The sequence below is a fragment of the Sandarakinorhabdus cyanobacteriorum genome, from assembly GCF_002251755.1.
Lineage (GTDB): Bacteria > Pseudomonadota > Alphaproteobacteria > Sphingomonadales > Sphingomonadaceae > Sandarakinorhabdus > Sandarakinorhabdus cyanobacteriorum.
Genome location: NZ_NOXT01000106.1, coordinates 51088 through 74222 on the forward strand (window position 1 = coordinate 51088; position 23135 = coordinate 74222).

Annotated in this window: 21 protein-coding genes and 1 tRNA gene; 7 read left to right on the top strand and 15 right to left on the bottom strand. The window is 66.7% G+C overall.

The window, feature by feature from the left end:
- The first annotated feature begins 134 nt into the window (after positions 1 to 134).
- A complete protein-coding gene (locus tag CHU93_RS08100; protein WP_094473585.1) occupies positions 135 to 1523 on the top strand; it encodes an arginine deiminase family protein in 1389 nt (462 codons plus the stop codon).
- A gap of 137 nt (positions 1524 to 1660) precedes the next feature.
- Here CHU93_RS08100 and hisD read toward each other — a convergent pair whose 3' ends face one another.
- The 6 genes from hisD to mmsB form a co-directional block, all read right to left on the bottom strand.
- Positions 1661 to 2950 carry a histidinol dehydrogenase gene (gene hisD / locus CHU93_RS08105; protein ID WP_094473586.1) on the bottom strand — a complete coding sequence of 430 codons (1290 nt, stop codon included), beginning with the start codon at positions 2948 to 2950 and terminating at the stop codon, positions 1661 to 1663.
- The gene (gene hisG / locus CHU93_RS08110; RefSeq protein ID WP_094473612.1) at positions 2934 to 3596 is read right to left on the bottom strand and encodes an ATP phosphoribosyltransferase; all 663 of its coding nucleotides are present in this window, start codon (positions 3594 to 3596) and stop codon (positions 2934 to 2936) included. The genes hisD and hisG overlap by 17 nt, the downstream gene beginning before the upstream one ends.
- A gap of 54 nt (positions 3597 to 3650) precedes the next feature.
- Complete coding sequence (locus CHU93_RS08115) at positions 3651 to 5582, bottom strand: alpha/beta hydrolase family protein (RefSeq protein ID WP_165768664.1); 1932 nt, start codon at positions 5580 to 5582, stop codon at positions 3651 to 3653.
- Positions 5583 to 5616: 34 nt separating this feature from the next.
- Entirely contained in the window at positions 5617 to 7551 is a 1935-nt protein-coding gene (locus tag CHU93_RS08120; protein ID WP_094473588.1) for an alpha/beta fold hydrolase, read from the bottom strand.
- A 19-nt stretch (positions 7552 to 7570) separates the two neighbouring features.
- Complete coding sequence (locus tag CHU93_RS08125; protein ID WP_133064354.1) at positions 7571 to 9511, bottom strand: alpha/beta hydrolase family protein; 1941 nt, start codon at positions 9509 to 9511, stop codon at positions 7571 to 7573.
- A gap of 92 nt (positions 9512 to 9603) precedes the next feature.
- On the bottom strand, positions 9604 to 10491 hold the full coding sequence (gene mmsB, locus CHU93_RS08130) for a 3-hydroxyisobutyrate dehydrogenase (RefSeq protein WP_094473590.1): 888 nt from the start codon (positions 10489 to 10491) through the stop codon (positions 9604 to 9606).
- 88 nt (positions 10492 to 10579) lie between these two features.
- On the opposite strand from mmsB, the gene CHU93_RS08135 reads away from it, so the two are divergent.
- Positions 10580 to 11092 (top strand): hypothetical protein, encoded by a 513-nt coding sequence (locus CHU93_RS08135; RefSeq protein WP_094473591.1) that lies wholly within the window; start codon positions 10580 to 10582, stop codon positions 11090 to 11092.
- Positions 11093 to 11302: 210 nt separating this feature from the next.
- Here CHU93_RS08135 and CHU93_RS08140 read toward each other — a convergent pair whose 3' ends face one another.
- Genes CHU93_RS08140 through CHU93_RS08155 form a run of 4 tightly spaced genes read right to left on the bottom strand, consistent with a single transcriptional unit; the run spans position 11303 to position 14958 of the window.
- Positions 11303 to 12076 (bottom strand): enoyl-CoA hydratase, encoded by a 774-nt coding sequence (locus CHU93_RS08140; protein WP_094473592.1) that lies wholly within the window; start codon positions 12074 to 12076, stop codon positions 11303 to 11305.
- On the bottom strand, positions 12073 to 12444 hold the full coding sequence (locus tag CHU93_RS08145; RefSeq protein WP_094473593.1) for a cupin domain-containing protein: 372 nt from the start codon (positions 12442 to 12444) through the stop codon (positions 12073 to 12075). The genes CHU93_RS08140 and CHU93_RS08145 overlap by 4 nt, the downstream gene beginning before the upstream one ends.
- Before the next feature lie 3 nt (positions 12445 to 12447).
- Entirely contained in the window at positions 12448 to 13944 is a 1497-nt protein-coding gene (locus CHU93_RS08150; RefSeq protein WP_094473594.1) for a CoA-acylating methylmalonate-semialdehyde dehydrogenase, read from the bottom strand.
- Between the two features lie 48 nt (positions 13945 to 13992).
- Positions 13993 to 14958: a cation diffusion facilitator family transporter gene (locus CHU93_RS08155; RefSeq protein ID WP_094473595.1), complete on the bottom strand. Its 966-nt coding sequence runs from the start codon at positions 14956 to 14958 to the stop codon at positions 13993 to 13995.
- Positions 14959 to 15005: 47 nt separating this feature from the next.
- On the opposite strand from CHU93_RS08155, the gene CHU93_RS08160 reads away from it, so the two are divergent.
- Entirely contained in the window at positions 15006 to 15527 is a 522-nt protein-coding gene (locus CHU93_RS08160; protein ID WP_094473596.1) for a globin, read from the top strand.
- Here CHU93_RS08160 and CHU93_RS08165 read toward each other — a convergent pair whose 3' ends face one another.
- Positions 15528 to 15716: a hypothetical protein gene (locus CHU93_RS08165; RefSeq protein WP_086115758.1), complete on the bottom strand. Its 189-nt coding sequence runs from the start codon at positions 15714 to 15716 to the stop codon at positions 15528 to 15530.
- Positions 15717 to 15782: 66 nt separating this feature from the next.
- Complete coding sequence (locus CHU93_RS08170; protein ID WP_094473597.1) at positions 15783 to 15989, bottom strand: cold-shock protein; 207 nt, start codon at positions 15987 to 15989, stop codon at positions 15783 to 15785.
- A gap of 256 nt (positions 15990 to 16245) precedes the next feature.
- Between CHU93_RS08170 and CHU93_RS08175 the strand changes: the two genes are divergently transcribed.
- Complete coding sequence (locus CHU93_RS08175) at positions 16246 to 16893, top strand: aquaporin (protein WP_094473598.1); 648 nt, start codon at positions 16246 to 16248, stop codon at positions 16891 to 16893.
- Here CHU93_RS08175 and CHU93_RS08180 read toward each other — a convergent pair whose 3' ends face one another.
- Positions 16894 to 18636, bottom strand: coding sequence for an acyl-CoA dehydrogenase family protein (locus CHU93_RS08180; protein ID WP_094473599.1), 1743 nt, complete (start codon positions 18634 to 18636; stop codon positions 16894 to 16896).
- 44 nt (positions 18637 to 18680) lie between these two features.
- Here CHU93_RS08180 and CHU93_RS08185 point away from each other — a divergent pair, with 44 nt between their 5' ends.
- Positions 18681 to 19646 carry an L-threonylcarbamoyladenylate synthase gene (locus CHU93_RS08185; protein ID WP_094473600.1) on the top strand — a complete coding sequence of 322 codons (966 nt, stop codon included), beginning with the start codon at positions 18681 to 18683 and terminating at the stop codon, positions 19644 to 19646.
- A 147-nt stretch (positions 19647 to 19793) separates the two neighbouring features.
- Here the strand turns inward: CHU93_RS08185 and CHU93_RS08190 are convergent, their stop codons facing one another.
- Complete coding sequence (locus CHU93_RS08190) at positions 19794 to 20423, bottom strand: PadR family transcriptional regulator (RefSeq protein WP_094473601.1); 630 nt, start codon at positions 20421 to 20423, stop codon at positions 19794 to 19796.
- Positions 20424 to 20564: 141 nt separating this feature from the next.
- On the opposite strand from CHU93_RS08190, the gene CHU93_RS08195 reads away from it, so the two are divergent.
- A complete protein-coding gene (locus tag CHU93_RS08195) occupies positions 20565 to 21005 on the top strand; it encodes a hypothetical protein (RefSeq protein WP_094473602.1) in 441 nt (146 codons plus the stop codon).
- A gap of 39 nt (positions 21006 to 21044) precedes the next feature.
- Positions 21045 to 22727, top strand: coding sequence for an N-acyl-D-amino-acid deacylase family protein (locus tag CHU93_RS08200; RefSeq protein ID WP_094473603.1), 1683 nt, complete (start codon positions 21045 to 21047; stop codon positions 22725 to 22727).
- 242 nt (positions 22728 to 22969) lie between these two features.
- Here CHU93_RS08200 and CHU93_RS08205 read toward each other — a convergent pair.
- A tRNA-Thr gene (locus tag CHU93_RS08205) sits at positions 22970 to 23045 on the bottom strand.
- Positions 23046 to 23135: the final 90 nt, after the last annotated feature.

A 23135-nucleotide genomic window follows, 5' to 3' on the forward strand; every position in this document is an offset into this window, starting at 1 on the left:
CAAGTGCGGTCGCTGCCTCGACAAGCTCGGCATGAGCGGGTTTGGGATTTCCAGCAAACCCCAATCGACCACAGCCCCCCTTGCCCTTTCCCGCCAACAGCGCCAGCATTCCTGCAATCCCGGGGGCAACACGCATGACCATCGATCGCCGCACGCTCTTGGCTGGCCTTGCCGCTGCACCCGCTCTCGTCGCCGCGCCCGGCCTTGCACAGCCTGCCAAACCCTATCTGCCCAGCGATATCGGCACGCTGAAACGCGTGCTGATGCACAGCGTGGTTGCCACCGATCGCGGCGGTGACCGGCTGGACGGCAATCTCCTGCCCTATGCCGAATCCGACATGGAGGCGATGGTGGCCCAGCAGGCCGGGCTGGTGAAGCTGCTCAAGGCCAATGGCGCCGAGGTGGTGGAGCTGCGCGATGCGCTGGCCGCCGCCATCGCCGCCACCCGCAAATCCGGTGTCTTCGCGGCCTGGCTGGAGGCCAGTTTCCCGCTGCTCGGCGCCGATCCCGACAGTGTGACCGCCGACACCATCCTGGGCCGCGACCCGCGTGTGCGCAACCGGCTGGGCCCTGACGGCAACTGGCGCCATTTTGCCGACGACAACAATGGCAGCATGATGTGGACCCGCGACAGCGCGATCATGACGCCGGGTGGCCTCGTCATGGGCCGCTCCGTCTCGCTGCGCCGCCGCCGCGAGAGTCATCTGCTGCGCTTCTGCTATGCCCATTCGCCGCTGCTCAGTCGCTATCCGGTGATCTTTGACGCCATGGAGGAAGGCATTGGCCTGGAAGGCGGCGATTTCACCGTGGTCGATCGCAACACCATCTTCCTCGGCAACGGCAACCGCACCGATCCGCGCATTGCGCCGTTGCTGGCCCAGCGGCTCAACATGGATGTGCTGGCGGTGCAGACGGTGAAGCGCGATTTCATCCGCCCGGCCCGGATGGGCAGCGCCGCCCAGATGCTGGAGCTGCAACTGCTGCTGCTTCACCTCGATACCTATTTCACCCTGGTCGCACCCAAACACGCGCTGACGGTGCCCTATCTGCTGGAAAAGGACTTTGCCGAGACCAGCCCGCTCGCCCGCTATATCCGCGGCGCCCGCGCCCAGAATCTTCTGGAGGAAGAAGAGGCCGAAAAGGGCCTGACCATGTTGAAGGAGTTCGGCAAGATCACGCTCTATCGCGCCGGCACCGGCAATCGCGAGGATCTTGGCGATGCCAAGCTGGTCGATCATCTGAAGGGCCAGGGCTATCGCTTCACCTGGGTCGGCGGCGCCCGCCCCGACGGCGATCAGGCCGCCTATGAGGCGTTCATGGAGCGGGCCTATCCCGAACTGCGCCGCCAGGCCTCCAACATCGTGCAGGCAACGCCCGGGCGGGTGATTGCCTATGCCGGCAACCCGGCCACCAAGGCGGCGCTGGAAGCCGACGGCATCGCCGTCGACACGTTCCCGGCCCGCGAACTCTGGGCCTGGCACGGCGGCCCCCATTGCCTGACCCAGCCGCTGGAGCGTCTCTAGATTCGATTGCCGTTTGATTGAACCGCTCATACCGAGCTTGTCGAGGCACGCTCCAAGTGCGGTCGGTGCCTCGACAAGCTCGGCATGAGCGGGATCCCCCATCCCGGTCAGGGGGGCGGGGCCAGGGACGTCCCGCCCTACCCCAGCCGCAAGCGGATCGATGCGGCGTGCGCCGCCAGCCCTTCCACATCGGCAATCGCCGCGCCGGCCGGCCCGATGGCGGCCAGCCCGGCCGGCCCGCAATCGAGGAAGGTCGTGCGCTTCATGAAATCCACCACCGACAGGCCGGACGCAAAACGCGCCCGCCGGCCGGTGGGCAGCACATGGTTGGGCCCGGCGAGATAATCGCCCGCCGCCTCCGGCGTGTGCCGGCCCAGGAACACCGAACCGGCATGGCGCATCCGGGCGAACAGCCAGTCCGGATCATCCACCATCAGCTCGGCATGCTCGGGCGCCAGCGCGTCGAGCAGCGGCAGCGCCTCGGCCAGATCGCCGATCACGATGATGGCGCCATGGTCACGCCAGCTGGCACTGGCAACGGCGGCCGTGGGCAGGGTTTCCAGCTGACGGGCGACGGCGGCTTCCACCGCATCGGCTTCGGCCGCACTGGTGGTGATCAGGATGGATTGCGCCACCGGATCATGCTCGGCCTGGGCCAGAAGATCAGCCGCGATCCAGTCGGGATTGGATTTCCCGTCGGACACGATCACCACTTCCGATGGGCCGGCCACCATGTCGATTCCGACCACGCCATACAGCTGGCGCTTGGCCTCGGCGACATAAGCGTTGCCGGGGCCGGTGATCACGTCCACCTTGGGAATGCGCGCCGTGCCAAAGGCCAGCGCCGCCACCGCCTGCGCCCCGCCAACGCGGAACACGCGGGAAACGCCGGCCACCCGGGCGGCGGCCAGCACCAGCGGGTTGGCCTCCCCGCCCGGCGTTGGCGTCACCATGATCAGATCGCGCACCCCGGCCACCACCGCCGGAATGGCGTTCATCAGAACCGATGATGGATAGGCCGCCCGCCCGCCCGGCACATAGAGGCCGGCGGCGTCCACCGGGCTCCAGCGCACGCCGGTGCGCACCCCGGCGGCATCGGTGGCATCATTGCCGGTGGGCTTTTGCCGTTCGTGAAAATCGCGGATGCGCGTGGCGGCCAGATCAAGCGCGGCCCGCAGATCAGGTGCCAGGCCGTTCAGTGCCGCGTCCAGTTCCGCCGGGCCGATTTCCCAGCCGGCCGCATCCAGATCGACGCCATCAAACTTCGCGGTGAGCTCGGCCAGCACCGCGTCACCGCGGGCGCGCACATCGGCAATGATGGCGGTCACCGCCGCCGCGACTGCGGTCACCGGTTCGCGCTCTGCGGCCACCAGTGCCGCGAAATCGGCCACGAAACCGGGGTTTTTCGCCTCAAGCCGCAGCGGCATCGCCACGCTCCACCAGGCCGCGCATGGCATTCACCAGCTCAACCACCCGGCCGTCGGTCTTGAAGGCGGCGCGGTTGGCGATCAGGCGGCTGGTCACTTCAGCGATCACCTCCACCTCCTTCAGGCCGTTCTCCGCCAGCGTCTTGCCGGTCGAAACCAGGTCGACAATCCGGCTCGACAGGCCAACCAGCGGCGCCAACTCCATGGCACCATTCAATTTTATCACCTCCGCCTGCAGGCCCCGGGCGGCAAAATGCCGGCGGGTGAGCGCCGGATATTTCGTCGCCACCCGCACGTGCGACAGGCGGGTCAGGTCCGGGTCCAGCCCATCCGGCTGCGCCACGCTCAACCGGCACTTGCCAATGCCCAGATCAACCGGGGCATAAATCTCTGAAAAATCAAACTCCATCAGCACATCATTGCCGGCAATGCCCAGCTGCGCCGCGCCAAAGGCCACGAAGGTCGCCACATCGAAACTGCGCACCCGGATCACCTGGCAATCGGGCCGCGACGTTTCGAACGTCAACTTGCGGCTGTTTTCATTGGAAAAATCCGGTTCCGGCACAATCCCGATGCGCGCCAGCAACGGCAGCGCCTCCTTCAGGATGCGGCCCTTGGGCAAGGCGATGATCAGCGGCGCGGTCATGATGCGCTGCGGCATAGCGCGGACCGCGCCGAAACGCCACCATCCGGCGCAGCGTCAATTTGGCGGATTATGCTTCTCCAGAAAGGCGATCTGGGCTTCCAGCATGGCCGTGCGGGTTGCCGGCCGCGACAGATAATGGTCCTCGCCGGGCAGCACCAGCAGCGCCGCCGGCTTGCCCGCCGCCTTCAGGGCATCGGCCATGATCTGGCTCTGCTCTAGCAGCACCACACTGTCATCCTTGCCGTGGATCAGTTGCAGCGGTGCCTTGATATGGGCGACCTGCCTGGCCGGGGAAAAGGCATCGATGCTGGTGTCATTCTTGTCCTTGGCGCCCATGAACCGCTGCCAGTACCGCAGGGTGGCATTGTTGCTGCCCCCGGCATCCCGCGCCTCGGTCACCAGCATGCGCCGCAGATCCGACACGCCAGCCACCGCCGAGGCACAACGATAGACCGTCGGATCCAGCGCAACGCCGGCCATCGCCGCATAGCCGCCATAGGAGGCGCCCGCGATGCACACCCGCGCGGCATCCACCGTGCCTTTCTTCACCAGATCCCGCACGCCATCCGACAGATCGGTCTGCATCTTGCGGCCCCATTGGCCATAACCGGCCTGAAGATGCGCGTCGCCAAAGCCATCCGACCCGCGGAACTGTGGCTGCAACACGGCATAGCCGCGGCTGGCAAGGGCCTGGGCCCACCAGTCAAACCCCGGCGTGTCACGCGCGGCCGGCCCGCCATGGGCCAGCACGATCAGCGGCAGGCCCTTGGCCTCCCGGCCGCGCGGCAGCGTGAGATAGGCCGGAATGTCGAGCCCGTCCGCCGCCTTGTAGGTGAACGTGGTCACCGGGTTGAGGTCATCGGGGCCGATGCCGTTGTAGCGCAGCGCCAGTGGATTGGCCGTGCGGCGACGGCGATCGATGAGGAACAGGCCCACCCCGGTTTTCGGGCCATCCACGCCCACGATGATGGTCTGCCGGTCGTCGCTCCAGCTTTCCATCTGCACCTGTTCGCTGGGGAAGGATCGGGTCAACCCGCGCCACAAGGCGGCATCGGCGGCATCGAAGAAGTTATAGTCAACCCGGTCGAGCCTGGTATCGATGGTGCCCACCACGGTGCGGGTGCGCCGGTCGGTGATCACCCTATCACCGCGATAGGCGGTGGTGGGTCCGCTGATCTTGCCATCGGCCAGCGTGACCTCATATTCCTCCCATTCGCCCGATTTGTGGCTGCCAAACAGCAGGGTGTTGGCATCGCGCCCGAAGCCGAACACATAGGGCCGATCAAGCGGCGCCCGTTCGGTATAGACGGCGCGATAATCGGTGCCCTGGCGCGCCATCAGACGCCAATCCCCGGTGGTGGTGGTGTAATCGATACGCGCGGCCGGCTTGCCATCGGTGCCGACCATCCAGCCAACCGTGTCTGACGTGCCGAAGAAGGTGATATAGGCCTTCTGGCGAACCAGATCGACCTCGGCCAGCGACAGGGTGTAGAGTTCGTTGCGCGCAAAGAACACGGGCACCACGATATAGGGCCGGCCATCGCGGATTACCGGGCGGGGAATGCCGGCCGCCTGGCGAACGGCATTGTGCAGATCGCCAAGTAACTGTTTCCACTTGCCGCCCTGGGCCAGATCCAGATCGAGCAGATGCACGCTTTCCACCGCTCGGTTGTTCAGCGTTGCCAGGCGATCGGTGGTGGAGATGGTGGCGATCAGATGATCATTGCCCACCCAGGTGATGTCGCGCAGCTTGGATTTTTCGGCCGGCGAAATGGCCAGCAGCTTGTTGTCGGCCACGGCCCGCACCTGGATCTGTGCCGATGTCTCATCGCCCATCACCGCCGCCCACTTGCTGCCATCGGGCGACAATTCGATGGTCGACACGTTGGGCAGCTGCCCGAACAGTCTGATGGCGGGTGGGGCCGCCAGCGCCGGGATCACCGGCAGGACCGCAAGGGCAAGGGCCAACAGCCACGGCATCTTCATCGGCATCATTCCTCGGGTTCCATGGGGGGCGTGTTCATGGCACCGGATCCGGCGGATTGTGCTTTTCCAGAAAGGCGATCTGCGCCTCCAGCATGGCCGTGCGGGTGGCGGGGCGGCTCAACCAATGGTCTTCGCCGGCCAGTTCCAGCCAATCGACGCTCTTGCCGGCCGCCTGCGCCGCCTCGCGCATCAGGCGGCTCTGCTCGATCGGCACCACCGTGTCGTCCTTGCCGTGGATCAGTTGCAGCGGGACCGAGAGCTTGCCGGCGAGCCGCGCGGGCGACCAGGGATCAATGCTGTCATCGCTGGCATTCCTCGCCCCCATGAAGCGCTGCCAGTATCGCAGCGTGGCATTGTTGCTGCCGCCGGTATCGCGGGTTTCCCACACCAGCATGCGCCGCAGATCCGACACACCGGCCACCGCCGAGGCGCAACGATAGACGCCGGCATCCACCGTCACCCCGGCCATCGCGGCATAGCCGCCATAGGATGCGCCAACGATGCACACCCGGCCGGCATTCACCGTGCCCTTGGCCACCAGATCGCGCACCCCATCCGACAGATCGGTCTGCATCTTGCGGCCCCATTCGCCGTAACCGGCCGCGATGTGGGCCGCGCCAAAGCCGCTGGACCCGCGGAACTGCGGCTGCAACACGGCATAGCCGCGGCTGGCCAGCGCCTGGCTCCACCAGTCAAAGGCGGCGGTGTCACGGGCTTCCGGCCCACCATGCGGCAGCACGATCAACGGCAACCCCTTGGCGGCGCGGCCGCGCGGCAGGGTGAGATAGGCCGGAATCTCGAGGCCATCGGCCGCCCTGTAGCGATAGGCCGTCACCGGATTGAGCAGTTCCGGGCCCAGACCATTGTAGCGATCGGCCATGAACTCGATCTGGCCCTTGGCGCGGTTGATGCGAAACAGCGACACGCCGTTCTTCTCGCCGCGCACCTCGACCACCAGGGTCTGGCGGTCCTCGCTCCAGCTTTCCAGGTCGACCTGTTCGCCGGGAAAGGCCCGGGTAATGCCGCGCCACATCGCCTGGTCCTTCGGATCGAAGAATCTGTATTCATTGCCCGCAAGGCCGGCATCGATCAGGCCGATGGCCAACCCGGTGCGGCGGTCGCGCAGCAGGCTGTCCGCCTCGAACCCTTCCACCTGCGTGATGCTGCCATCGGCCAGGGTGATGGCAAAATCCTGCCACTTGCCGGATTTCCGGCTGTGCATCAGCAAGGTGCCGGCATCCTTGCCAAAGCCATAGACATAGGGGCGGTCCAGCCGCGCCACCTCTTCATACAGCTTGCGGAACGCCCCGTTCATCCGCAGCAACAGGCGATAGGTGCCCGATTTTTCCTCATAATCCTCGCGCGCGACCGCCTTGCCGTCGGCATCCAGCACAAAGCGGATGGTATCGGGCGTGCCGACCAGCCCCACGCTGCCGCCCGCCTTGCCCAGCTTCACCTCGATCAGGGAAACGGTGCCATTGCCGCTTTCAAAGCTGATGCCTGGCACCACTAGCACCTGCTGGCCATCCCGCAGCGCTGGCCGGGGCGGACCGGCGGCGACGTTCATCGCATCGGGAATCCCGGTCAGCAGGGGCCGCCATTCCTTGCCGCGCGCCAGATCAAGATCGAGCAGCATATACCATTCGCGCTTGGGGCCGCCGGCGGTCTTGTCAAAGGGCTGGGTGGTGGAAATCGTGGCGATCACATGATCATTGCCGGCCCAGGTGACGCCGCGCACCTTGGACGTCTCGGCCGATGTCACCGAAAGCAGCTTGTTGTCCACCAGCGTGCGGACCTGGATCTGCGCCGCCCGTTCATCCCCCATCACCGCCGCCCATTTGCTGCCATCGGGGGACAGCACCATGCTCTGCACGTTGGGCAACTGGCCATAGAGGCTGATCGGCGGTGGCGCTCCGATAGTGGGTACCGCCATCAGCATCAGGGCCACCCCAGCCACAACAGGCTTCATCGCGACAACACTCCTTGCGTCAGTTCGGTGGATTGTGGGTGTTCAGAAAGGCGATCTGGGCTTCCAGCATGGCGATGCGCGTTGCCGGCCGGCTCAGCCAATGATCCTCGCCGGCCATTTCCAGCCAGTCGACCGCCTTGCCGGCCGCCTTCATCGCGTCCAGCATCATGCGGCTCTGGGCGATCGGCACCACCGTGTCGTCCTTGCCGTGGATCAGTTGCAGCGGCACCATGACCTTGTGCGCCAGCCGCGCCGGTGACCAGGCATCGATGCTGTCGTCAGAGGGGCCCTTCGCCCCCATGAAGCGCTGCCAGTAGCGGACCGAGGCGCTGCGGCTGGTGCCGGCATCGCGGGCATCGCTGCCCAGCATCCGCCGCAGATCCGAAACCCCGGCCACCGCCGAGGCGCAGCGATAGACGCCGGTTTCCAGCGTCACCCCCGCCATCGCGGCATAGCCGCCATAGGACGCGCCAACGATGCAGACCCGGCCCTTGTCAACCGTGCCGGCCGCAACCAGGTGGCGAACGCCGTCCGACAGATCGCTCTGCATCTTGCGGCCCCATTCGCCGAAACCGGCCTCCAGATGGGCGCTGCCAAAGCCGCTGGAGCCGCGGAACTGCGGCTGCAGCACCGCATAGCCGCGGCTGGCGAGCGCCTGGGCCCACCAATCAAACCCCGGCATGTCGCGCGAGGCGGGGCCGCCATGGGCCAGCACGATCAGGGGCAGGCCCTTGGCCGGACGGCCGCGCGGCAAGGTGAGATAGGCCGGGATCGCCGGGCCATCGGCGGCCTTGTAGGTGAGGGTGGTGACCGGGGCGATCAGATCGGGGGGCAGGCCGGCATAGCGCAGGGCCAGCGCATCGGCCGTGCCCTTGGCGCGGTTGATCAGGAACAGGCTGGCGCCGTTTTCCGCCCCTTCCACCGACACGATCAGCACCTGGCGGTCGTCGCTCCAGCTTTCCAGCCGCACCACTTCGCCGGGAAAGGCCTTCACCAGCCCGCGCAGCAACCGCTGATCGACGGGATCGAACATCGTGTAGGTCTCGGCCTCCAGCGAGGTGCTGCGCGTGCCGATGACCGTGCGGCTGGCCCGGTCGATCAGCACCTCGTTGCCGGCCAGGGAGGCTTCGGGCCCGCTCATCGCCCCGGTGGCAAGCGTGACCAGATAATCACTCCATTCGCCATCAACCTTGCGGCTGAGCAGCGCCGTGCCGGCATCGCGGCCAAAGGAAACCAGGTTGGGCAGATCGACCAGCGCCTTTTCGGCATGGACCTTGACCATCCGGTCGCCCTGCCGGGCATGCAGTGTCCACAGGCCGGTGCCGGGTTCATAATCGGCGCGGGCGGCCGGTCGGCCGTTGCTGCCCACCAGCCAGTCAACCGTTTCGGGATTGCCAACATCCGTCACCCGAGCCGCACCGGTTTTCATCCGCACCTGTGCCAGCGACAACGCGCCGACATGTTCGACAAAGCGGATCACCGGCACCACCAGCACCGGTTCGCCATCGATCACCAGCGACACCGCCGGGCCGGCAGACACGTTCATCGCGTTTTCCAGATTGCCCAGCAATTGCCGCCAGCGGCGATCGCCGTTCAGATCCAGCGCCATCAGCATCGTCCATTCGCGCTTGCTGGTATCGGCCAGATCGATCACCCGGCCGGTGGTGGTGATGGTGATAACCAGATGGCCGTTGCCCACCCACTGGATGGCGCGCAGCTTGCTCTTTTCGGCGCCGGTGACGGCGATCAGTTCACCATCACTGGTGCGGCGCACCTGGATCTGGGTGCCGGTGGGCGTGCCGATCAGGCCGGCCCAGTGCTGGCCATCGGGCGACACCGCGATGTCGGAAATGGTGGGCAACTGGCCAAAGGCGGCAACGGGCGGAGGCGCGGCGGCCGGCTGGGCCTGTGCGCCAAAGGGGCCGGCGAACAGCAGCAGCACCCCGATTGCCGACGCCAACAGGCGCCAAAGCACAACAAGCCGACACAGCAACAAATTCGCCCCCACCCTTGTCGACCCGGCGTGAAATCAGCCAGTGGCAGGGGCCATTGTCAAGCCGTGGCTCCGCGCAGCAACTTGATGATGCCGGAAAAATCCGTGACCGCGCCACCGTTGTTCACAAACAATTGGTACAGGCTCTGTGCCTCTGCCCCCATCGGCACGGTGGCACCCACGCCCTGCGCGGCTTCACAGGCCAGTTTCAGATCCTTCAGCATCAGGGCGGCCGCAAAACCCCCGGCATAATCCCGGTTCGACGGCGCGGTGGGCACCGGGCCGGGGACGGGGCAATAGCTGGTCATGGACCATGACTGGCCGCTGGCCTTGGCTGCAATGTCGAAGAAGGTCTGCGCGTCCAGCCCCAACTTCTCGGCCAGCACGAAGGCCTCTGCGGTCGCGATCATGGTGGCACCCAGGATCATGTTGTTGCAGATCTTGGCGGCCTGGCCGGTGCCTGCGCCGCCGGCGTGGATCACCGCCTTGCCCATCTGGGCCAGGATCGGCTGCGCCACCGCGAACGCCGCCGCCGGGCCGCCGACCATGAAGGTGAGGGTGCCGGCATCGGCCGCCGCGGTGCCGCCCGACACCGGCGCATCAACCATGGCCAGCCCCCGCGTCGCCGCCGCTTCACCCAGCGCCTTGGCGGTGGCGACATCGATGGTGGAACAATCGATCAGGATGGCGTGCGACGCGGCGGCGGCGAACAATTCGCCCTCATAAGCCGCGCGGACATGGGTGCCGGCCGGCAGCATGGTGATGATCGCATCGGCACCGGTTGCCGCCGCCACCGCGCTGCTGGCGGCAGAGGCGCCCCCGGCCACCACGCGTTCCAGCGCCACGGCCGACAGGTCAAAGGCCCGCACCTGGTGCCCGGCCTTGACCAGATTGAGCGCCATGCCGCCGCCCATGTTGCCCACACCGATGAACGCGATTGTTGCCATGGCCAGTCTCCCGTTTGCGCCTTTTCCCAGAATCCTTGCCATCCGGCGCCGCCCTTGCCAAACGCAGACAAGAGGGAGGCAGGCACCGTTGCGCAGTTTGATCAACCGGCTGGTGATGGGCGGCGACATTCGCGCCTGGCGGATCCGCCACAGCGAGGCTGCCACCCGCGCCTTTCACGATCTTGCCGCCCGGGCGGTTGCGGCGGCGGAGGCAGAGGCGGCGCGGCTGGACTGGGCCAATCTGGCGCTGAACCAACGCGATTTCCTGTCGCACCGGGTCAAGACCCTGCTGCGCGACAATGCCGAGCCGCTGGCCGACACGCTGATCGAGGCGGCGAACCATGATCTCGCCCTGCTGGCCGATGCCGAGGTGATCCGCATCCGCGCCGATGATTATGCCGTGCCGTCCAAGGGCCTGATCCTTGATCTGTCCGAAGCCATGCTGGCCATGCTGCCGATGAACCGCACGGCGCTGCTGCACGAGAAATTGCGCGACTATGTCCACACCAGCCTGATTGCCGGGCCCAAGGGCAAGCCGGCGATCCTGGAACAGTTGCTGAGCGCCTATGCCGAGGCGGCGAAACGGGCGCTGAAGGGCTGAGAAAGAGCGGCCAGTTTTGACACAATTGACGGAATTGCCGGGATTCAGCGTTGTTTCGGCTGATCTTTTTGCATTTCCGCCATCATGCCACAGCCTGCCCGTGTAGGACAGAAAATCCTCCCCCAGAGGGGGAGGTGGCAGCAAGGGCCGCGCCTGGTGGCCCCCTCCGCCCTGCGGGCACCTCTCCCAGAGGGGGAGGATGTTGGCCGCTTATTTCCCGGTCCAGTTGCCCGGCCGCTTTTCCACGAAGGCGGCCATGCCTTCCTTCTGGTCGGCGCTGCCGAACAGCGAATGGAACAGCCGCCGTTCAAAGCGCACGCCTTCCTTGAGCGTCATTTCAAAGGCCGCATCCACCTCTTCCTTCACGGCGATGGCGGCGAGCGGCGCCATGCCGGCGATGGTTTCGGCCAGTTTCAGCGCTTCGTCGAGCAGTTGATCGGTGGGCACGACGCGGGCAACGAGGCCAGAGCGTTCGGCTTCGGCCGCGTCCATCATCCGGCCCGTCAGGCACATTTCCATGGCTTTCGCCTTGCCGATGGCGCGCACCAGCCGCTGCGACCCGCCCATGCCCGGCGTGACGCCCAGCTTGATTTCCGGCTGGCCGAACTTGGCGTTCTCGGCCGCGATGATGATGTCCGCCATCATCGCCAGCTCGCAGCCGCCGCCGAGCGCAAAGCCGCTCACCGCCGCGATCCACGGCTTGCGGGTGGCCGTCACATGGTCATAGCCGGCGAAGAAATTGCCGCCATACATGTCGGCAAAGCTTTGGGTGGACATTTCCTTGATGTCGGCCCCGGCGGCAAAGGCCTTCTCGCTGCCGGTGATGACGAGGCAGCGCTGGCTGGCATCGGCGTCATAGGCGGCAAAGGCGGTGATCAGTTCGCCCAGCACCTGGGAGTTGAGCGCATTCAGCGCCTGCGGCCGGTTGAGCCGCACCAGCGTGACCGCGCCACGGGTTTCCACAAGGATGGTTTCAAAGCTCATTTGTCGTCCTTTGCCGCCGCATAATCATCGGCACCCAAAAAATGGATCGAGACATAGGGCTCGTCGCCCACCACCCAGCTGTCGTGGCCGGGTGGCACATAGAAGATGTCGCCCGCCTTCATCTCGATGATGCGGCCATCATCCATGGCGGCGGTGGCACAGCCCGACACGACCATGCCGACATGTTCGACATGGCAGGAGGTGGCCCCGGCCGCCGCGCCGACATCATCCTTCCAGCGCCAGCCGGGCTGATAGGTGGCGCGGCCGATGGTCATGCCGCCCAGGCGCACGATCTCGAAGCGGCCCTTGGCGAATTCCCGCACCTCGTCAGGCTGTTCGAAGCGCTTGAGGATGACATCCATGTCCATGCGTCACCCCATCGTCGGAATGACAAAGGCGCTGCCGCCGTCGCTGCCGCCATCGGGCCAACGCCCGGTCACCGTCTTGCGCTTGGTCCAGAATTGCACGCCTTCCATGCCGTGCTGGCCGATGTCGCCAAAGGCCGAGCGCTTCCAGCCGCCAAAGCTGTGATAGGCCACCGGCACCGGGATCGGCACGTTGACGCCGACCATGCCGACATTCACCCGCGCCGCGAACTCGCGCGCGGCGTGGCCGTTGCGCGTGAAGATGGCGACGCCATTGCCATATTGGTGCTGGCTGGGCAGGGCCAAAGCGCTTTCGAAATCAGGGGCACGCATGATCTGCAGCACCGGGCCGAAAATCTCGTCCTGGTAGGATTTCATGTGCGGTTTCACATGATCGAACAGGCTGGGCCCGACGAAGAAGCCGCCTTCGTGGCCCTGCAGGGTGAAGCCGCGGCCATCGACGACCAGTTCCGCGCCTTCATCGACGCCCATCTGGATATATTGCTCGATCCGCGCCTTGTGCGCCGCCGTCACCACCGGGCCGTAATCGGCCTCAGGGTCGGTGCTGGTGCCGATGCGCAGCCTGGCGATCGCCGGCAGCAGCTTGGCGCGCAGGGCATTGGCGGTGTCCTCGCCGACCGGCACCACCACCGGCAGCGCCATGCAGCGTTCGCCGGCCGAACCAAAGGCCGCGCCAGCCAGATCGCGCACCACTTGATCGAGGTCGGCATCGGGCATCACGATGGCGTGATTCTTCGCCCCGCCCATCGCCTGCACCCGCTTGCCGCGCGCGCAGCCCTGTGTGTGGATATATTCGGCCACATCGGATGAGCCGACAAAGCTGATCGCCGCGATATCGGGGTGCTGGATGATTGCATCCACCATTTCCTTGTCGCCATTCACCACGCTGAAAATGCCATCCGGCAGGCCGGCTTCACGGAAAACATCGCCCAACAGGTGTGGCAGGGTGGGATCGCGTTCGGAGGGCTTCAGGATGAAGGCATTGCCAGTCGCGATGGCAACGCCGGCCATCCACATCGGGATCATCGCCGGGAAATTGAACGGGGTGATGCCGGCGCCGATGCCGATCGGCTGCCGGAAGGCCCAGATGTCGATCCCCGGCCCGGCGCCGTGGCTATATTCGCCTTTCAGCACGTGCGGGATGCCGCAGCAGAATTCGATCACCTCCAGCCCGCGCTGGATATCGCCGCGGCTGTCGGCCAGCACCTTGCCATGTTCGGAACTGAGCACACGGGCGAGCTCATCCATGCGGGCTTCGACCAGTTCCTTGAACTTGAACATCACCCGGGCGCGGCGCTGCGGGTTGGTGGCGGCCCAGGCCGGCTGCGCGGCGCGGGCGGCGGCGACGGCCTGTTCCAAAAGGTCCATGCCGGCCAGGCGGACTTCGGCCTGAACCTGGCCCGAGTTTGGGTCATACACCGGGCTGGTGCGGCTGCCGGCAACCACGGGTTTTCCGGCGATATGGTGATCGATGATGCGCATGGCGGCGTTTCTATCGGCTGGTGGCGGCGCTGGCCACAGTCGAATCCATCAGTGGTGGTGATGGTCCCTGCCGCCACAGCCCTCGGGCAGGGCCTGGCGGCAATGCGCGTCGCCGGTTTCCACCTGCAGCGTGGCATGGCCGATCTGGAAGCGGTGGTGCAGGGCATGGGCGATGTTGGCCAGCGCCTCGTCCCCCGGATGGCCGGCGGGCATCACCAGATGCGCCGTCAGGATCGCGCCGCTGGTGCCCTGCGGCCAGATGTGGAGATCATGCACGGCGGCCACACCCTCCAGCCCGGTGAGCCAGCCGCGCACGGCGGCCGGATCGATGCCGGCGGGCACGGCATCCATCGCCAGCGCCAGCGATTCCTTCAAGAGGCCCCAGGTGCCCTTCAGGATCACCGCCGCCACGGCGAGGCCCAGCAGCGGATCGATCCACACCCAGCCGGTCTGGCGGATCAGGAGGCCGCCCAGCACCACGGCGGCCGACACGCCGGCATCGGCCAGCATGTGCAGATAGGCGCCGCGAATGTTCACATCGCCTTTTCGGCCGCTGAGGAACAAGAGCGCCGTGCCCATGTTGATCAATATGCCCACCGCCGCCACCGCCATCACCATGTCGCCCGACACCGGCAGCGGCTGGGTGAGGCGGTGCAGCGATTCAAAGATGATGCCGCCGCACGCCGCCACCAGGATCAGCGCATTGGCCAGTGCGGCGAGGATGGGGGATCGTTGCAGGCCCCAGGTGAAGCGGTCGCTGGGCGCGCGCCGGGCCAGCGCGAGACCGCCCCAGGCAATCAGCAGCCCGGCAACATCCGACAAATTGTGACCGGCATCGGCCAGCAGGGCCATGGATTCCACCCACAGGCCGGCCGCCACTTCGATCCCGACATAGAGGAGGTTGAGCACCACACCCACGGCAAAGGCACGGCCATAATCGGCCGGCGCATGCGCGTGGCCGTGGCCATGATGATCATGGCCGCCCAGCGGGTGCGAATGGGCGTGGCTGTGCATCCCCCTGTTATGCACAGGTGCACAGCGCCAAGTCGAGGGGCAGGCTGATGGGCATGACAGATCACCGCATCGCCCTGGAGGCCAGCCTGGCGCTGGCGGTTGACCGGATCGGCGATCCGCAGCCGGCAATCTATGCTCGGCTGTTTGCCCGGCATCCGGCGATGGAAGCGGAATTCTGGCGCGACACATCGGGCCGCATCCGGGGCGAGATGCTGGCGCGCAGCCTGGAGATGGCGCTGGATCTGGCGGCGCCGCATGCGCCCAACGGCGGTTGGGAAAATCAGGGGTGGGGTGGGGCGTTTCTGGCCACGGAGGCAGTGACCCACGATGCCTATGGCATCAACCGGGCCGTGTTCGCCGATTTCCTGCCGATCATCGCGGCGGTGATGGCCGAAGCCGGCGGCGATGGCTTCACGCCGGCGATGGCGGCGGCCTGGGATGTGGTGCTGGCCCGCGCGGCGGCGGTGCTGGCGGCCCTTCCGGGCAGCAGCATGGCAGCGCGCGTGATCGATGTGGAGGATGTGCTGCCGCCGGTTTCCCAGCGCGGCGCGTTCTTCCCCCAGCGCTGATCAGGCGACCGGTTGGCCGGCCTGACGCTTGGCGCGTTCGGCCTGACTTGCAGCTTCGGTGTTGGCGAGTTTCTGCCAGGCGGCCTGTGCGCGCAGATACATGGCGCGCTGGTTGCTGAGCCCGGCGGCTTCGGCCTGGCGGCCGCACAGGCCGATCTGCTGTTCATAGAAATCGGCGGTGGGACGCATGGCTCTGGCTTTCAAATGGGGGGATGCTGCGGGCGGCACCCGGCTGGGCGCCGCCCGCCAGCGCGATCAGGCAGCCTGGAGATTGACAGCCGAGGTCTTGCCACGGCGATCGGTCTCGAGTTCGTAGCTGATGCGCTGTTCCTTGTTCAGCGTGCTCATGCCGGCGCGTTCGACGGCGCTGATGTGCACGAAATTGTCATCGCCGCCATTTTCGGGCGAGATGAAACCATAGCCTTTATCGGCGTTGAAAAACTTGACGGTTCCGGTGATCATATGGGCTTCCTTTCAGGAAAGCACGTGTATCCACCCGCAAGAGCACGGGCAGAGCTGGAGGCGATTGAAAGGAAGAGGAGCCGATCAGCCGAGCTGATGGAGAGCATCAATTTCCGTCGCAGTCGACGATAGCCTGGCTGCATTGGGCGCTTATTGTGGATAAGTCAAGATTGATTGCCGGCAATGTTGGCGGGGCGGGGCCGATTGACCGCGCCGCGCCGCTGTGCCCCAATGGCCGAAAAAAGGGGGGGATTTGATGCGCATCTTGTGGGCGGAAGCGGTGGGGACCTTCTTCCTGTTTGCAACCGTTGTGGGATCGGGCGTGCTGGCCCAGCAGCTGGGCGGCGGCAATGTGCTGCTGGGCGTGCTGGCGGTGACGGTGGCGACCGTGTTCATGCTGCAATTGCTGGTGACGATGCTCGGTCCCGTCTCGGGCGCGCAGTTCAACCCGGTGGTCAGCCTGGTGCTGCGGCTGCGCGGGCAAAGCACATGGGGGGCGACACTGGTGATGGTGGCGGTGCAGGTGGCAGCTGGGGTGGCGGCGGTGCTGGCCGTGCACGCCATGTATGACCTGCCCCTGTTGCAGGTGGCGACCAACGCGCGCGGCGGGGCCGGCCTGATGCTCGGCGAATTCATCGCCACCTTCGGCCTGATCCTCACCGTGCTGCTCACCGGCCGCCACGCGCCACAAGCCGGCGCCACCAGCGTGGCGCTCTATATTGGCGCCGCGATCCTGTTCACCTCGTCGACCTGCTTTGCCAACCCGGCCATCACCATCGCCCGGGCCCTGACCGACACATTCACCGGCATCGCCCCCGCCGACGCGCCGGGCTTCATCGCGGCGCAGTTCGCCGGCGGGCTGGTGGCGCACTGGCTGGAGCGGGTGATTTATCCGGAGGGGTGATCAGGCCGCCGCCAGCCCATCCTCCGAAATCGCGTAGAACAGGCTCGCCCCGCGCATGGCGCTGGCGGCAAGCGCCTGGACCTGGGGCAGGAGTTGTTCGGCGAAGAAGCGGGCGGTGGCGCGTTTGGCCGCCGCGAACTGCGGATCGGGGTGGGCGCGGCTGGCCAGCGCCTGCTTGGCCAGCAGCCAGCCGCCGAGCGTGAGGCCCATCAGGCGAAGATAGGGCGTGGCGCCGGCGGCGACATCATCCGGGTTGTTGGCGGCGGCCAGCCACAGCGAGGTGGTGTGGGCCGAATCGAGCGCATCCTGCAGCCAGGGGGTGATCAGCTTCAGCTCCGCATCCTCGCCCAGATCGGACAGGGTGGCGCGCACCTCGCCCAGCAGCGCCTTCCAGTGCGCACCGCCATCGGCATGCAGCTTGCGGCCGACCAGATCCATCGCCTGGATGCCGTTGGTGCCCTCGTAAATCGGGGCGATGCGGGCATCGCGCAGGAACTGGGCGGCGCCGGTCTCCTCGACATAGCCCATGCCGCCGAAAATCTGCACGCCAAGGCTGGCGACCTCGACCCCGATATCGGTGGCCCAGGCCTTGGAAATCGGGGTGAGCAGATCGGCCAGGCCCTGCCCTTCGGCGTCGCCGGCATGGGCGCGGTCCACCGCAGCGGCGTTCAGATAGACCAGCGCGCGGCTGGCCTCGGTCAAGGCCTTCATCGTCATGATCGTGCGGCGCACATCGGCATGCTCGATGATGCGCACCGGTTCGCGGCCACCGCCGAATTTGGCCGACTGCACACGGGTGCGGGCATAATCCAGCGCGTGCTGGGTGGCGGCTTCGGCCACGGCGACGCCCTGCAGGCCAACCTGCACGCGGGCGTTGTTCATCATGGTGAACATGGCGCGCATGCCGCCATTTTCGGGGCCGACCATCCAGCCGATGCAGGCATCATTGTCGCCAAAGCTCATCGTGCAGGTGGGGGAGGCGTGGATGCCCAGCTTGTGCTCCAGGCCCACACACCTCAGATCGTTGCGGGTGCCATCGGGCAGATATTTCGGCACCAGGAACAGGCTGATGCCCTTGGTGCCCGGCGGGCTGTCGGGCGTGCGGGCGAGGACGAGGTGGACGATATTCTCGGCCGCGTCATGTTCGCCCCAGGTGATGAAGATCTTGGTGCCCTTGATGCGCCATGTTCCGTCCGGGTTCGGTTCGGCGCGGGATTTCAGCGCGCCGACATCGCTGCCGGCGGTCGGCTCGGTCAGGTTCATCGTGCCGGTCCATTCGCCGGTGACGAGCTTGGACAGGTAGCGCGCCTGAAGGTCGGGGCTGGCGTGGGCGGCCAGCGCCTCGATCGCGCCCTGGGAGAGCATCATGCACAGTGCAAAGGCCATGTTGGCGCTGGTCAACTGCTCCTGCACCGCGACCGCGACGGCAAAGGGCAGGCCCTGCCCGCCATGGGCTTCCGGCACGCCCAGCCCGGCCCAGCCGCCTTCGACATATTGGGCATAAGCCTCGGCAAAGCCGGGCGGCAGGGTGACGAGGCCATCATCAAGCCTGGCATGGGTGCGGTCACCCACCTTGTTCAGCGGCGCGAAGACATTGCTGGCCAGCTTGCCGGCTTCGGCCAGGATCGCGTCCACCATGTCCGGGCTGGCGTTGGCATAGGCCGGCAGCGCGGCAAGGCCGGGCAGATCGGCAATCACATCCAGCGCAAAGCGTTGCTCGGTCGTGGGGGCGGTATAGGGCATCGCGGGTTTCCGTTTTGGCGTTTGCCCCGGTATAGACGCGAGCCATGGAAGCCGGAAGCCGCATGTTGCAGCCCGACGCCGCCGGCATTGCCGCAGCGGCGGCCCGGTTGCGCGCCGGCGGGCTGGTCACGGTGCCAACCGAGACGGTGTACGGCCTGGCGGCGCGGGCCGATGATGGCGCGGCGGTGGCCGCGATCTATGCCGCCAAGGGCCGGCCGAGCTTCAACCCGCTGATCGTGCATGTGGCGGATGTGGGCCAGGCCCAGATGTTGGCGCATTTTTCGGCGTTGGCGTTGCAGTTGGCAGAAGCGTTCTGGCCGGGGCCGCTCACGCTGGTGCTGCCGCGCCGGACCGATGCAGCCGTGGCCAGCCTGGTGACCGCCGGGTTGGACACGATTGCGCTGCGCTGCCCCGCGCATGCGGTGATGCAGCAATTGGTGCGCGCCGTCGGGCCATTGGCGGCGCCATCGGCCAATGCATCGGGCAAGATTTCACCGACGCGCGCCGCCCATGTGCTGGCCAGTCTTGCCGATGTGCCCGTGATCGATGCCGGGCCCTGTGCCGCCGGGGTCGAATCGACAATCGTCGCGGTGGAGCAGGACGGCTGGCGGCTGCTGCGGCCGGGTGCGGTGGCGGTGGAGGCGATTGGGTCCAAAGCAGGTGCCCCCTCACCCTGGCCGCCTGCGGCGTCTCTCGACCTCTCCCCCGAGGGGAGAGGTGTTTTGGCCCCCGGGATGCTGGCATCCCATTATGCCCCGGCCCAGCCGGTGCGGCTGGACGCGGTGACGGCGGCTCCGGGCGAATTTCACATCGGCTTTGGCTCGGTGGCCGGCGACGCCACGCTGTCGGCCAGTGGTGATCTGGTGGAGGCCGCCGCCCGCCTGTTCGATTTGCTGCACGCCGCCGAGGCCAGCGGCCGGCCCGGCATCGCGGTGGCGCCGGTGCCAAACCTTGGCCTGGGCCTCGCCATCAACGACCGGCTGGCACGGGCAGCCGCGCCGAGGGGGTAGGGCGCGGCTCCTCCGTCGCGGCCCCTCCACCGCCTTCGGCGGTCCCCCTCCCCATTCAGAGAATGGGGAGGATCTTGTGGGCAGCCGGGTCCTCCCCAAATTTGTTTGGGGAGGTGGCGCCCGCAGGGCGACGGAGGGGCGTTGGCATCACAGCTTGCCGATCTTCTCCGCCGCTTCGCGCAGGATGGCGGCGATGGCTTCGGCGCGTTCGGCCCGAGACCCTGCTGCTGATTCGGCGTCGCGCATGGCATCGCGGGCGGCCTGCCGCACATCGTGCATGGCCTCGCGCAGCGGATCGCCGGCGCGGTCGCCGTTGCAGCGCGCCATGTCAGCCAGCCGCTCCAGCGCTTCCTTCAACTGATCCTCGGCTTCATCCAGCGCGGCGCGGCCGGCATCGGTGATGGCATAGCAGCGGCGGCCTTCCTCACCGGCCACTTCGGCGATCAGCCCTTCATCGGCGAGCATGTTGAGCATCGGATAGATCATGCCCGGCGACGGCGAGTAAAGCCCGGCGGACTTTTCCTCGATGGTCTTGATCAGGTCGTAACCGTGGCGCGGTTCGTCCTTCAACAGATGCAGCAACACCAGCCGCATGGCTTCGGCACCGAAACGGCGACGGCGGCGCGGGCCTTCGGGGCGCGGCGGGCCATCGAAACCATCACCGAACTCATCGGCAAAGGCCTTGGCAAAGGCGGCCCAGCGGCCGCTGCGACGGGACCAGCCGGTGCTGAATTCCTTGTGAAAACCATCGCGGTCAAAGCGGAAACGGAAATGCATGGCGGTGACTCCAGGGGGCAGTGGAAGTCTTAAGATATATCTTTGCTGACTGTATTGCAAGAGTGATACGGATGATGGTCATTATCGCTATTGCAAATCACTCGCAATATGTCATGCTGCAGTCGACTTGGAGGACAAGCTATGTTCGTGCGGCACGAGGCAGAATTTCCCTGGGATGGCGGGCGCGGATCCGGCCCGCAGCAGCCGCCCGATCCGCTGCCGCCACATCTGCGCGATCTTCTGTGGTGCCTGCGCCGCACCGCGATGCTGCGGCCGCTGGGCCAGGGGCGTGATGCCCATGTGCATCTGCTGCTGCAGCGCGGCTTTGGCGACGGCGGGCTTGGGCTGGAGCATCTGTTGCGTTGTCTTGTCGTGGGGCTGGCGCGGCGGGCGACCCGGCCGATCCACCTGCACCAGCCCTGCCGGCCGCAGATCAGCGACGATGAATGGCGTCTGCTGACCGGGCTGGCCGAAGCGGCACGGCCGGACCGGGTGGCAGCGGTGCTGGCACCACTGGTGGGCAGCCGCGGGGCCGAACTGGCACCTGTGCTGGCCGGCATCGCCGCCTTGTTGCCGCGCTGAAGCGGGCCTAAGCTCCCCGCCAACAAGGGGGAGGATGACATGACCCGCATGATTGCACTGGCCGCGGTGCTGATGGCCGGTTCGGCGCTGGCAAAGCCGGTGGTGCTGACGGGTGGCCTGATCGTTGATGGCAGCGGGGCCGCGCCCTATGCCGGCTGGCTGGCCATGGAGGGGGACCGCATCACCGCCATCGGCAAGGGCGCGCCGCCGGCCGCTGTGGCCAAGGCCGCCACCGTCACCGATGTGCAGGGCCAGGCGATTGCGCCGGGCTTCGTCAACATGCTGAGCTGGGCGACGGAGAGCCTGCTGGTTGACGGCCGGGCGCAGAGCGACATCCGCCAGGGCGTGACGCTGGAGGTGATGGGCGAAGGCTGGTCGATGGGGCCGCTGAACCCGGAAATGAAGCGTCTGGGTGTGCAGCGGCAGGACGACATCAAATATCCGATCAGCTGGACGACGCTGGGCGAGTATCTGACCACGCTGGAGAAAAAGGGCATTGCGCCCAATGTCGCCAGTTTCGTCGGCCACACCACGGTGCGCGTGCACGAGGTGGGCGAAAGCGATGTTGATCCCACGCCGGAGCAGCTGGCCCGCATGCAGACGCTGGTGCGCGCCGCCATGAACGAGGGCGCGCTGGGGCTGGGCACATCGATGATCTATGCGCCCGCCGCCTATGCCGAAACGCCGGAGCTGATCGCGCTGGCGAAGGCGAGTGCGGCCTGTGGCGGCATGTATATCAGCCATGTGCGATCGGAAGGCGACCGCATCGAACAGGCAGTGGACGAGCTGATCGACATTGCCCGCCAATCGGGCGGCCCGGCCGAGATCTGGCACATGAAGATGTCGGGCCAAAAGAACTGGGGCAAGCTGGACACGATCATCGGCAAGATCGAAGCCGCCCGCAAGGACGGCATCCGCATCACCGCCAACGTGTATAATTACACCGCCGGTGCCACCGGGCTGGATGCCGCCATGCCGCTGTGGGTGCAATCGGGCGGGCTGGAGGCCTGGATCGAGCGTCTGAAAGACCCGGCCATCCGCGCCCGCGTGAAGGCCGAAATGATGGACGAGAACGCCAGTTGGGAAAATCTCGCCCGCCGCGCCGGCGATCCCGACAAGGTGCTGCTGCTCGGCTTCAAGAACCCGAAGTTGAAACCGCTGACCGGCAAGACGCTGGGCGAGGTGGCACGGATGCGCGGCACCAGCCCGGAAGACACCGCCATCGATCTGGTGATCGAGGATGGCAGCCGGGTCGGCACCGCCTATTTCCTGATGAGCGAGGAGAATGTGAAGCGGCAGACCGCGCTGCCGTGGATGAGCTTTGGTTCGGACGCCGGGGCGCCGAGTGCCGAGGGCGTGTTCCTCCTCTCCCAGGATCATCCGCGCGCTTACGGCAATGTCGCCCGCCTGCTCGGCCATTATGTGCGGGAGGCGAAGACGACCACGCTGGAGGACGCGGTGCGGCGGCTGACCCACCTGCCGGTGACCAACCTGGGCATCAAGGAGCGCGGGCTGCTGAAGCCGGGCTATTTCGCCGATGTGGTGGTGTTTGATCCCAAGACCATCATCGATCACGCCACCTTCGAAAAGCCGGCGCAATATGCCACCGGGGTCGCCCATGTGTGGGTGAACGGTGTGCAGGTGCTGAAGGGCGGCGAGCCAACCGGGGCGGCGGCCGGGCGTTTCGTGAAGGGGCCGGGCGCGGGGAAATGCCCGGTGTAGGGGCAGTCGCCTTCATTGGTAGTTGGCGACAATCAGAGTCGAGCCTCGCGCGTCAGCTCATCCTTTGCTGGCGCCGCGCCGGACCCGCGGCCCAGGTCAACATCCCGGCGCCCGACAGGTTGCAGCACCACAAACGGTCAATTCCGGGCAATCGCCCGACCGCAACCAAAATGATAGGGGATTTCCGTTGCTCGCGTGCGGCGCAGCCAGCCCACATGATGGGGCGTCCGCCGGGAAATCGCTGGTGCCGCAGAAGGGACTCGAACCCCCGACCCCATCATTACGAATGACGTGCTCTACCACCTGAGCTACTGCGGCGACCGGCAAGGTGGGGGCGATTAACAGGGGGCGGGGCGGCTGGCAAGAGGGGCACCTCCATTAACTCAGCTGAGCACCGCGCCGGAAGGC